Genomic DNA, 12445 nt, shown 5'->3' with positions numbered 1-12445 from the left:
ATTAATTTGATTTTGTTGCCGGCTGATTAACAGTGGATGTTGAGTCCGCTTTTTTATCGGCTGCCTTTTGCGCTTCATTCTTCTTTTTCTGGTCCTGGTTATATTTTTTCTCCTCTGCCTTTTCTTTCGCTGTTTTTTTTGCAAATAGTTCCTTCAGGCTGTTAAAGTCGTAGGTGATGGTGAAGCCGACGCCGGTTTCAACTATCTGCCCTTCAACTACAATATATTCGTCGCGCCTGTAAACGCGTACCAGGTAACGCCCGTCTTTGGTTAATTTATAATTGACGGATACGTTGCCGGCAATATCTGTTGTTTTTTGCCCCGGCTGGTTTTGCCCCTCCAGGTTAAAGTTATTGCCTACCGTTACCGTTACCCGGTCGTTGAGGAATTGCTTGGACAGGCCCACATTCAAATCGGTCCGGTTTTGTTCCGTCCCGGTTGAGTAATCGGCGCCCGAAGTAAGATCGAAACTTAGCTGAACACCGCCGATAAGGTTACCCGCAAGTTTATTCAACTGATCGGATAACAAGCTGCTAACGCTACCCCGTATAGCGCCATTTAAAGTTGTGCCGCCGCCCTGGCTTTGCAGCGGGTTATCGCCAATAAAGTGGCCCAATACCAAAACCCCCAGTACCTGTTTGTTCATTTCGTTGGTATCCGCCCGCACCTGGTCGAGCCGGGAATTAATAGTAGAAATTACTTCTGGCCCAACCGAATAACTACTATCGGGCAATACAATGTCAAAGCTGATATTGGGCTTTAACAGTTGGCTTTTCATGCTGAGGTTTACGTTAAATGGCAATTTTTGCTTGTACTGGATCGTGTTTTGCGAACTTCCCAACTGGTCGCTCACGAGGTCTATCGGCGGTACATTTGCAACATAAATGGCTGTCAGATCAACGTTCGCCAGGGTTGGGTCGCCGTTCCAGGTTATCGAGCTCCCTTTTTTGAACAGAAATTTTCGTTTTACCGTTGCATAAGATAAATTATAGGAGCCCTGCTCAACCGTATAGGTTCCGGTAAGGCTTGTTTTTCCGCTGGGGTCAATCGTCATGTTTAGCTGCGCATCGCCTTTTACCTGCACCACATCCCCATTTCTTTCATCCACCACCATGGTAAAATTTGCACCCTTGTTTATTTTTATAGTTGCAGAAACATCAAGCCCTCTCAACCCTGATTTTCTTAATGAATCAAGTTGCCTGGCCAGGATCAGGGAATCCTCCTTGTTTTCATGCGGATTAATTACCTCCACTACGCCCTTCCGGTCCACAATACCAGGATCATCTTCGGGTAAAACAATGGTCATATCGGTTTTGTCATTAACCGTTAAGGTAGCATCAACTACCGGTTTTACCATTGTACCCCGGATCTTTACCCTCGAATCGACATAAAGCTTACCGTAGTAAAGCTTATTATTTTCCTGGGTTGAATTGATGACCCTGAAATTGTCTGCGGTGATATCAAGCCCGAAGCTATAGTCTGTATAGTTTTTGGTGTAAAGCGTACCGGCCACTACGGCTTTATTTCCCAGGGAATCAACCAGGGTAAAATCATTAAACAGGATGCCGTCGTTATTAAACGTTAGGTTTTCATTCGGCATCGTAAAATAGGAGTTCAGCATAGCTACGTTGAATCCTACTTTATTGAAGCTTACGGCCCCACGTACTTGCGGAGCACTTGTTGTACCGCCAATCTTAAGGTCGCCACTAATGGTGCCGCTGGCATTCCGGAGGTTTCCAAAGCTAAACCCTTCAATCCCTTTCATATTCAGGCTGGTTATGTTCAGGTCGAGGTCCAACTTTCCGGTCGGATTTGTATAGTACAGCCCCTTCATATTTACCTGGTTACCCCGGCCGCTGATCGTGATATCTGCAGCATACGCATCGGCAGTTTGGTTGTTCACTTTCACGGCGATGTTACCGACTGTATCTTCTTTAAAATTAAAATCCCTGATGTTTAAGTCGGAAGAAAAAGTCATCGACTTTTGCAGGTTGGCCAGGTGCACGTTGCCGTCAATCACCCCGCCAACCTGCAGCGAATCCTGTTCAGCCGCGCGGGTAAGGGTTTCTATTTTAAAATTTTTAAAGTTTACCGTAAGTGGTGCGTTCATCGTTTGCGCATCGCTGTTCACACTTAATACCTGCCCGCCATTGGAAATCGAGAAATCTTTCGCCAATAATCCTTTTCCGCCAAATTGAAGTGCGTTGTCCGAAGCTACCGTCCAGTTATTATAGTCCAGCATCAACCCGTTCTGCAAAAAGCTAAATTGGTATTCATCCGGCATTACGCTGAATACGCCTGCCATCCGGTACCGTTCTTTTTTGGCCGCGTCACGTACCTGCAGGCTGATATTCAGTTTATTGTTTTGTGCATTGCCGGTAACGCTGGTATATAAAAGATCTATTGAAGAACCCGCTTTAATTTCGTCTGCTGTTAAGCTGTAATTTAAAGCATTGTTGCCTGTGTTTATCGCCAGTTTCAGGTTGTTAACCGTGTTTGTACCATAAACCACCCGGGGCATAGCGCCGTTGACTACCAGGCTGCCGGTTTGACTGTCAAATTGCCCGGTTATTAACACCGGTTCAAGCGTTTTCAGGTCGGGCACAAATTCTGCAGCGAGCGGGGTTTTAACCAAATGTACATCAAAATTAAAATGCTGCGGCGAATAGGTTGGTTTTACTTTAACCACCGGTTTTGCCATTGCAGTATTGTAATATTTATTGAAAACATCCTGAAGGGCAGGGGCAATTTCGGTCAATTTATATTTGCCGCCCATGTGCGCATACAGCATAGGCGCCTTTAGTTTGATGGTGCTGCTATCCGCATTGGCGGTGGAAAACAGGCTGATAGTATCCAGGCGGATCAGCTTTCCTGGCTGGTAAATGAGCAGGTCGGTTATTTTGATATTAGCGTTCAGATAATTTGGGTCAGCAGTAGGTACATCTGCCACTATTTTGCCATGAACCCGCATTTCACCGGTTGTTAATTTTAACTTCTGCAGGTTGATGCTATCAATCATCAGCGTAGCGTTTACCGACGGATATTTTTTATTCAAATCCGCCCTGCCGTCCAGTGAAAAGTTGATGTTTGGGTCCTTTATGCGGGCAATGGCTGTATAACTGCCGTTATGGGCGGTGCCCGAAAGTACCAGGTGCTGGTAATTATAACCCTTTACGTAAGCCTGCACCACATCCCCATTAAATTGTATGTCAGCTTTTTTGGGGTCGAGGCCTGTGCCTTTAACCGTAGCTGTTAATGAAATATTGCCGACGGTTTGGGGCTGTTTGGTAAGCGCACCCACGTTAAGATTATTTGCTTTAATATTGGCCGAATAGGATGCCGTTGTTTTATTGTTACCGTTCTTCATTACGGCATCCACGTCAAGTGCGCCATAGGTGGTGCGCAGGCCCAGCTTTGTTGCAAAATTGTACATACCACCCCTAAAGGTGCCTTTAAGATTAAGGTTGGCCGGCATACTAACCGACGCCGGGATCGTCCCCGGAGAAACCAGTTTGGCAATATCGGCGCTATTGGTATTAAAATCCGCCAGACTCACGTTGAAGTAAGCTTTATTCATGTTGGGTAAGCCAACGAGGGTAGCAGATGCTTTGATATGGGTATTACTGAGCCCGCTGATCTCGAGGCTTGGGATACTAAGGTTATTTACTTTGCCGATCACTCTGCCATCGATCCTGAAAACAGCATTGGGTGCACGTTTAAAAGGATCCATCGTTGCCATCGATGGCATCAGCAATAAAATGTCTTTAAAGCCCAGGTGGCTGCCATCTAAATTGGCATTCACATATAGCTTGCCCGGTTCGCTGCTCAGGGATGCAATAGAAGGATAACTTACCTGTATTTGTTTTTGGAGGTGCGTTTGTGGTGTTTCAATCAGCAAATCATTCAGGTACGAGCTTTTTGGCCCATATAAAAAGGTGGCATGGAATTTATTGATCACCAGCCCGCTTTTCTCGCGGAAGGCGAACGACTTTACTTTTCCGGAAATGGTATCAGGGCTATAGGTTAAGTTTTCTATTTCCGTGTTCAGGTTGCGAACGTCCATATGGCCAAAATCCAGGCCTTTTGGCAAGGCTTTTTGCACTTCGTTATCAAACTTAATATTGTCATCGCTAAAGCTTATTTTATTTATCACTGCATGCCAGCCAATGGACTTTTGCGGCGAGGCAACCAAGGTATCTAACTTTTTAACTGCCTTTACCAATTCAGTTTTTAAATGCTGTGGTTTCGCCAGTGATAGCCCTGCCCTGGTATCATTGAGCTCAATGCTTTTAATGCCGACCTTTTGATTTTTCAGGTCGATTTTATCCATTTCGACCAGCAAAGCTCCGAGATTTATATTGGTGGACATTTGAGGGCCGCGGTAATCTGCTTTTATCTTTGAGATATCTATTTTACCCAAATTCAAGGTAACATTAATAGGTTTCACCGCGGTGTCAAGCGGCGGTTTTGCGTTTTCGGCGGGGCTTTCCACTGCTGTTTGGATGATTCGCGTGTCCACGTCAGCAATCGTGATCTTCGGAATGGTGAATTTCATTTTGTCCAGATCGAAGTCCGTGATGCGGGTATCAAAATGGCCCAGAATGAATTTGACATTATTGCCGGTAATTACATCTTTATAGGATATATTGATCTTGTCCAGCACAACTTTTCCGACAGAAAATTTCATGGCGGCCGTTGTATCGGCAGGTTTTACCGCTTTTTTTTGTTCCCCGGCAAATGCCGTGAGGATATATTGAAAGTTGAAAACACTGTCGGCGCCACGGTTAATATTGGTGGTAATGCCATCCAGGTCAATCTCGCTTACGTCAACCTTATGGTGGAGCAATCCCCACATATCAATATTCACTTTCAGTTTGTCGCCTGCAATCAGCGTGTCTTTTTTCTGGTCCTCAAAGTAAACATCTTCCAGTACAAGCATCTTGGGGAACCCAAGCGTGATATGCCCGATTTTAACCCTGGTATGGATTTTTCCCTGTATAAAGGTAACCGCCTTGTTTTTTACAAAATTTTGCACCGACGGTACCTGGATCAAAATAATAATGAGCAGTACCAAAAAGAGGATGCTTCCCAGCATCCAGAGAATTGTTTTAAGGGCTATGCGTCCAAATCGTGCCAAGGATATAAGTTTTTCAAATATTAATGTATGATATTTAAATATAATGAAATATAGCGGCTAAATGTTTTGGCGAAAGATGGATTTTTTTAAAATTCTTCTTTTGTATGAACCACTGGTGAAGCTGATTATCTGATTAAACAGATTAATCTTCGGGATCAGGTACATTCCAGGGTATGGGCGGGGATAAATGAGCGTGCTTTATTATTTTTTCGCGGTATTCAGCAGCCTGTAACCTATCAGTTCCTCCCAGCGCGCGCCGGGCGGGCGGTAATAAACAAGTATCTGGTAGTCGTTCTCTGTTTCAAAATGGCTGCCTTCCAAAGCGGTATCATCGGCCTTGTTACTGGCTTTATCAACCCAAACATAGGTATAATCATACACCCCTTGTTTTAAATGCAGCGCGATGGCAAATTTATTGTTAGCAGCGTCATAATGCATCCTGCTTTTTTCATCCAGTTTGAAATCGTTAAACCGGCCAACCAAATATGGTGTGCCTTCTGCAGGCTTTTTGGGGGAACTAAAGGTAAAATAGAGGTGGGCATAATCAGCATCCGTACGCGGGTCGGTGCCATCCTGGTTCAGGACATAAAAACTGCCGTTCAAATCGTATTGAAAGCTGTAGTTGGGTAGCTGACCCTGATCTGCGTCCGTTAACATGATGACGGTGTTGGCGGTATCATGCATCAACCGGAGCACACGCTCGGAATTTAGCTTTAAAGTACGGGTATCAAAATGCCTGAATTCATTCCCCCCTGGGAAATCATTCTGGGTTACATCACTAAAAATTAATTCGGTGCCGCGGATATAGGTAGGCTGCGTGTTCAGGATCCCTGTTTCCGGGCGGTTGTTTTGCATGATCATGGTCCGCAGATTCGTTGCGGGGTTTTGAACCGGAAGGTTCCCGTAATTTAACGTGAAATTGATCTTTTGATTGGTTGCCCGCGTTGAATTGTCAACCGAAGGGATCATTTCTGCGCTGATACCTATTTTAGGATTCAGCACATAAAGGCGCCGGGTTAATACGAGTTTACTTTGATCCGCATCTTCATAAACTTTTAAAATGTAGTTGCCGGGTATTTTTGGTGAGATATTTTCATTTGGGAGCGTGAGCTCGTAATGCGTGTATTTTTGAAACGTTCCCAGTGAGTAGGTATAGTTGATGATCTTATCGTCCGAATAATTCTGAAGGTATTCTATTGTTGAAATATTTGAGGAATTCCAAAGGGCATCGCAATGCTCAATAGTGTAATAATACTCCTCGCTACCGCCGCGAAGGTTATCGAATGCCAGCATTACTTTTTCGCCGGAACCCAAAGTGATCAATGGAAATGAAGCCTGTTTCTTGGTGTTGTAAAATTCAACGCTTTTTATTTCGGGATGGTAAACGGAATCGGTATAGGGGGATTGGGCGAAAGAAATGGAAGTTAAAATTAGCAGGATTAATATAATTGCGATAGTACCGATAACCCTCGCGTCATTGCGAGGTACGAAGCAATCTCTGAACTTTACATTACCGCCATGCGCTGGTGGACTGTCCTGTTTAGAGATTGCTTCGTGCCTCGCAATGACGTGTATCATATACTATGCTTCAAGTTCCATTATTTGTTCAGCCAGGGCTTCCCATTTTAATTGTAAATGACCCAGATCCATCTTCTTTACTTCGTAGCTGCTGTTTACCTGTTTCATTTTGGCAGCATCATTGTACAGTTTTTCGTCAGCCAGTTGCGCTTCCAGTTGTTTGATGGTTTTTTCCAGTTCAGCAATTTGTTCTTCCATTTTGCCCAGGTCCTGGTTCAGTTTTTTCAGCTGCTGAAACTTGTTTTCTGAGTGTTGTTGCTTAGCAGGCGCTTGTTCTTTTTTCTCTTCCTTTTTTGGCGCAGGGGCAGCAGCGGCGGCCTTTGGTTCAATTTTGCGTTTGGCGTACCATTCATCAAACTCCCTGTAAGTGCCCGGGTATTGTTTAATCTTTTGGTTTTCAATAAACCAGATTTTATTGGCCACATTATCAAGGAAATACCGGTCGTGCGAAACAACGATCAGTGTGCCTTCAAATTGCTGTAATGCCTGTACCAGGATATTTACAGATTGTATATCCAGGTGGTTGGTAGGCTCATCCAGTACCAGGAAGTTAGCATCAGCAGTAAGCGCTTTTGCCAGCGCCACACGCGATTTTTCGCCTCCTGATAGTACTTTTATCTTTTTAAATACATCGTCGCCGGTAAACAAAAACGAACCCAAAATGGTACGCAGTTCCGTCTCTGTATGTTTGGGCGCAAAGGATTGTAATTCCTGTAATGCCGTGTGTTCAAGGTGCAGTGCCTCCAGCTGGTGCTGCGCAAAAAAGGTTTGCGTTACATTATGGCCCGTTTCGGATTTACCGGTATAATCTGTATCTGCACCGGCAATAATGCGGAGCAATGTTGATTTTCCTTTACCGTTCGCGCCGATCAGCGCTATTTTATCACCTTTTTCGATGATCGCTTCGGTATGGTCCAATATATCTATTGCAGGATATTTTTTGGTGATATTTTCCAGTGTTACTACGTGGCGGCCTGATTGTTTTGAAAACCGGAAGCTGAAATTTACCGAAGGGTTATCATCATCCACATCGTCCACACGTTCCAGTTTATCAAGCGCTTTGATGCGGGATTGCGCCATCTTAGCTTTGGATGCTTTTGCCCTGAAACGCTCGATCAAACGTTCTTCCTGCTTTATTTTTGATTGCTGGTTTTTAAACTCACCCTTTTGAATTTCTTCACGCTGGGCCTTTTCTTCTAAATAAAACGAGTAATTACCGGCATAAACCGTCAGCTTTCCTTTGCGGGATTCAACGGTGCGGTTAATTACCTTATCCAAAAACCACCTATCGTGCGACACGATTACCACTGCGCCGTCAAAAGCCTTTAAATAATCTTCCAGCCACTGGATAGAAGGTAAGTCGAGGTGGTTGGTAGGCTCATCCAGCAACAGGATATCAGGTGCCTGCAATAATATTTTGGCAAGCATCACCCGCATGCGCCATCCGCCGGAAAATTCGCTCAGCTTGCGGTGTGTATCAGCTTCGGTGAAACCTAAGCCGGCTAAAATTTCATGCGCTTTATATTCAATATTATAACCGTCAAGCACTTCAAACTCATGTTGTTTGTCACTCAGCTTGTGCAGCAGGTCTTCAGTATAATCTGTTTCCAGTTTTTGCAGCAGGTTTTCAATCTCATCATGCAGCTGGTTTTGGCGCTCAAAGGCTTCCATGGCCACATGCAGTATATTTTTGTCAGACGAGTAGGAGAGCAGGTCCTGGTTAAGGTAGCCAATAGCAATATCCTTAGCCATGGATATAGTACCCGAGGTAGGGGTATAATCCCCAACAATAATTTTTAGCAGCGTAGTTTTTCCGGTTCCGTTGGCACCGATAAGGCCTATCTTTTCACCTGGTTTTATATGCCAGTTTGCTTCATCATACAGGGCCCGTGCACCAATCTCGAACGTGAGGTTATTTATAGCGATCATTTGGGCGCAAAGATAGGGTTTAGAGGTTAGAGATTAGAGATTAGAGATTAGTTTTTTGTCAGTTTGTGGTAGTTTTCAACTCATCTCTATCATAGCGCGACTAATTCATAGGCATATTTTGAAATTAAAGCCTAAATTTTGGCCAACTAATTTTGTCGATTTGCTATACGTTTAAACTAATCTCTAATCTCCAGCCTCTAATCTCTATCCCACTATCTCCATCCACGTCTTCGCCATCAGCGCTGTGCCGGCTACGCTGGGGTGTACGCCGTCGAGGCTCCAGTAAGTGGGAGGGGCAATTTCCAGGGCCTTGTCAAATACCGACTGGTAAGGGACAAAAGGAAAACGGTATTCGCTGGCTATATCATGTGCCGCTTTCCTGAACAGGTCAAAAGTTGGATACCATTTGTCATCAACCGCTCTAACGCCTTTGGTGGCAAACGGCTCGCAGATGATGATTTTGATATTGGGCAATGCTTCTTTGGTGCGGTTGATCAGTTTATGGTAATCAGCGATATAGGTTTCGATGGTTCCCGTATACCCGTTGGTAATGGTATGCCAGTAATCGTTTACGCCAATATGAATACTTAATACATCCGGCTTCAACTGCAGGCAATCGCTGTCCCAGCGTTCTGCTAATTGATAAACTTTGTTCCCGCTGACGCCTTTATTATAGATCTGCAGGTTTTTACCGGCAAAATCCAGCAGCAGGTGGCCGGCTGTTAGCAGTACATAACCCGAACCAAGGGTATTGCTGGCATTGGATGCTTTGGCATCGTGGCTGCGACCCCAGTCAGTAATGGAATCTCCCTGGAATAAGATCACATTGTCTTTTTCAAGTTTTATTTTTTTTATGCTGCCGGGTTTAATAGCGGCTGCTACAATTTCAGGCATGGCTAAGCCCGCAATAGCGCCGACGGCGGCATTTTTTATGAAATTACGACGGGAATTTTGGATGAAGTTCATAGTTGATGGTTCATGGCAGATTTTATGCCAAAAACGATTTGTGTTGCTAATATAGAAAATCTTTTTTCGTCAAAAATAAAATTAAGTGATCCTTGGCATTTTTTGATCCACAATTAGTTCCCAACTATGAACCATGAACCAAAACCACTAACTTCGCCCGCATGTATTTTTTGCTAAAACCCATACTTTTTAAGTTCGACCCAGAGCAGGTGCATCACCTGGTAACGGCGGGTCTCAGGCGCTTTAACCGTTTTCCGGGAGGTGCGGCAGTTAGCCGGGCCTTATGGCACATGAAGGACCCTCGGTTGGAAAAAAAGGTATTTGGTTTGACGTTTGAAAACCCGATCGGCCTGGCTGCCGGGTTTGATAAGAATGGTGAGTTTATTGGCGAAATGGCTAACCTTGGCTTCGGTTATATTGAGGTAGGTACGGTAACGCCATTGCCGCAGCCCGGCAACCCGCAGCCACGGATGTTCAGGCTTCCCCCGGATGGCGGACTGATCAACCGGATGGGCTTTAATAATTTAGGGGTTGATGTGGTTGCCGAACGTATTGCAGCTTTCAGGCGGAATGCTAAAAGCTATCAAAAAGGCATCATTATTGGGGGCAATATTGGTAAAAATAAGGTAACGCCTAACGAAGATGCAGTAAGCGATTATATCAAATGTTTTGACCGCCTGTTTGATGTGGTTGATTATTTTGTGGTGAATGTAAGCTCTCCGAATACACCGGGCCTGCGCGCTTTGCAGGAAAAAGAGCCTTTGATGGAGCTTTTGGATACCCTGCAAAAGCGAAATTTAAAAAATGGTATCAGCAGGCCCATCCTGCTAAAAATTGCGCCGGACCTTACCAACGAACAACTGGATGACATTGTTGAAATTGTTCAAAAAACAGGGATAGCGGGGGTTATCGCTACCAATACCACCATTAGCCGGGAAGGGTTGACAATAGAAGGCGACGTAAAAAATGAAACCGGAGGTTTAAGCGGCAAACCATTAACACAACGGGCGACGGAAGTGATCCGCTACCTGCACGAAAAATCAAAAGGGGCATTCCCGATCATCGGCGTGGGAGGGATCCACTCCCCGGAGGACGCTTTAGAAAAAATCAGGGCCGGCGCCTCGCTTATTCAATTGTATACCGGCTTTATTTATGAAGGCCCGGGATTGATTAAGAGGATCAATAAGAGGCTACTGGATAACTGATTTTTTTTTTGATTTTTGGATTTCACTGGTTGGCACCGTCTGAGGGGAAATTTTGGGTCAAGCAGAATAATTGGGGGATTGATTAAAAAGTATTTGTTTTGCAGGAAGAATAAAAAACAATAACACTTGTCAACTGCATACGAAACGCTAGTCCGTCTGATTCTTCCCGAAGGGCTTTTAGAATACTTTGAACTTAATGATGTCCGTTCATCAGATAGCGGACAATTGAATATATACCTGGAAGAAAAGAACCTTCCGCCAGCGGGTTACGAAAAATCGCAATTGGAATCAAAAGGTTTTTTGCCTGAAGTGAGCATTCAGGACTTTCCTATCCGCGGGCATAAAGTAGCGCTATGCATTAAAAGGCGGAGGTGGGAAGTAAAAGCAAGCGGTGAGATTATTACAAGAGACTGGAATTTAGTAAGAAAAGGGGCGCGAATGACAACGGAATTCGGCACTTTTTTAAAAGGTATATTTGGATAATAACCCGATCAGCTGCCATTTATTAGGCCGTTTATATACAGTTGACGGCAAACAGTTGCAGCAGCAATACAAAGATTTCCTGAGTGACTTCCATAGCTGGGGGCAGAAAGACCATGCGGATGAATGGATGTTGTTTGAAGATAACATCGGTCCCTCGCTTAGTATAGATGAAACAGCCCTTAGCAATGGTGAGCTATATACCATTGTAACCAATAAGGAAGCTAAAGGTGGTAAAAAAGCTATTGTAGCGATGCTGAAAGGTACACAGGCAGAGCAGATCATAGCTGTATTGGAACGCATACCTGTCCGAAAAAGAAACCGGGTAAAAGAGGTGACAATGGACATGGCGGCAAATATGATCAAAGCTGTCAGGAGATGCTTTAATAACGCCATCCGTGTAATTGACCGTTTCCATGTACAAAAATTAGCCTATGATGCTGTACAGGAAGCAAGAATAAAATACCGCTGGGAAGCCCTTGACGCAGAAAGCCAGTCGATTGAGGAAGCCCGGAAAAACAAACAATCCTTTCAGCCCGAAGTATTCAGCAATGGAGATACGTTAAAGCAATTACTGGCCCGAAGCCGGTATCTGTTATTCAAACATGAGTCTAAATGGACTGCTTCTCAAAAGGAAAGGGCCGATTTGCTTTTTCCACGGTATCCGGAACTGTTGAAAGCTTATAACCTTGCTATCAGACTGGGTAAAATATTTACGATCTGCAAAAGTAAGCAGGTCGCCTTTAAAAGGCTGGCAATCTGGTATAACGATGTGGAGGCTGCAGGTATTGATGCCTTTAAAACGGTAGCGAGATCCGTTCATCAGCATTATGAATCCATCTTAAACTTCTTCGATAACAGAAGTACAAATGCTTCTGCCGAATCCTTCAATGCAAAAGTCAAAGCTTTCAGGGCTACTTCAAGGGGCGTAAGAGATACTACTTTCTTTCTGTTTAGACTCGCTAAAATATATGCCTAAAAGTACTTATCCCCCAACTTTTCGTCATGATCCGAAATATTGAACAGGTGATTTCGTAGAGACGCGATGCTTCGCGTCTCCTATACCCTATTGCCAAAAAAATTTGCAAACAAAAAAATCCCACCGGTTTAAAACCAGCAGGATTTAACTATCTTAAAAGCAAAAATCAGC

7 protein-coding genes are annotated in these 12445 nt (G+C 44.3%); 3 read left to right on the top strand and 4 right to left on the bottom strand.

Annotated features, from left to right (window positions below; all coding sequences use genetic code 11):
* Position 1: 1 nt before the first annotated feature.
* From MgSA37_RS17160 to MgSA37_RS17145, 4 genes are all read right to left on the bottom strand, one after another.
* A complete protein-coding gene (locus MgSA37_RS17160) occupies positions 2-5137 on the bottom strand; it encodes a translocation/assembly module TamB domain-containing protein (protein WP_096353625.1) in 5136 nt (1711 codons plus the stop codon).
* A 201-nt stretch (positions 5138-5338) separates the two neighbouring features.
* The gene (locus MgSA37_RS17155; RefSeq protein ID WP_096353623.1) at positions 5339-6715 is read right to left on the bottom strand and encodes a type IX secretion system plug protein; all 1377 of its coding nucleotides are present in this window, start codon (positions 6713-6715) and stop codon (positions 5339-5341) included.
* Between the two features lie 3 nt (positions 6716-6718).
* Entirely contained in the window at positions 6719-8644 is a 1926-nt protein-coding gene (locus tag MgSA37_RS17150; protein WP_096353622.1) for an ABC-F family ATP-binding cassette domain-containing protein, read from the bottom strand.
* Positions 8645-8848: 204 nt separating this feature from the next.
* A complete protein-coding gene (locus MgSA37_RS17145) occupies positions 8849-9610 on the bottom strand; it encodes an SGNH/GDSL hydrolase family protein (protein WP_172885338.1) in 762 nt (253 codons plus the stop codon).
* 161 nt (positions 9611-9771) lie between these two features.
* On the opposite strand from MgSA37_RS17145, the gene MgSA37_RS17140 reads away from it, so the two are divergent.
* The 3 genes from MgSA37_RS17140 (at position 9772) to MgSA37_RS17130 (ending at position 12274) form a co-directional block, all read left to right on the top strand.
* Positions 9772-10815: a quinone-dependent dihydroorotate dehydrogenase gene (locus tag MgSA37_RS17140; protein WP_096353620.1), complete on the top strand. Its 1044-nt coding sequence runs from the start codon at positions 9772-9774 to the stop codon at positions 10813-10815.
* Positions 10816-10941: 126 nt separating this feature from the next.
* Positions 10942-11298, top strand: a complete 357-nt coding sequence (locus MgSA37_RS17135; RefSeq protein WP_197705996.1) for an ISAon1 family transposase N-terminal region protein — start codon at positions 10942-10944, stop codon at positions 11296-11298.
* A complete protein-coding gene (locus tag MgSA37_RS17130; protein WP_096353619.1) occupies positions 11291-12274 on the top strand; it encodes an ISAon1 family transposase in 984 nt (327 codons plus the stop codon). Before MgSA37_RS17135 ends, MgSA37_RS17130 begins: the two co-directional genes overlap by 8 nt.
* Positions 12275-12445 lie beyond the last annotated feature (171 nt).

Source organism: Mucilaginibacter gotjawali (genome assembly GCF_002355435.1).
Taxonomy (GTDB): domain Bacteria; phylum Bacteroidota; class Bacteroidia; order Sphingobacteriales; family Sphingobacteriaceae; genus Mucilaginibacter; species Mucilaginibacter gotjawali.
The sequence above is the reverse complement of the archived record's forward strand: the minus strand, read 5'-3'. Positions and strand labels throughout refer to the sequence as shown.

Excerpts from the sequence above, each read along its gene's own strand:
- MgSA37_RS17155 (WP_096353623.1), bottom strand. The coding sequence starts at position 6,715 with ATGATACACGTCATTGCGAGGCACGAAGCAATCTCTAAACAGGACAGT.
- MgSA37_RS17150 (WP_096353622.1), bottom strand. The coding sequence starts at position 8,644 with ATGATCGCTATAAATAACCTCACGTTCGAGATTGGTGCACGGGCCCTG.
- MgSA37_RS17145 (WP_172885338.1), bottom strand. The coding sequence starts at position 9,610 with ATGAACTTCATCCAAAATTCCCGTCGTAATTTCATAAAAAATGCCGCC.
- MgSA37_RS17140 (WP_096353620.1), top strand. The coding sequence starts at position 9,772 with ATGTATTTTTTGCTAAAACCCATACTTTTTAAGTTCGACCCAGAGCAG.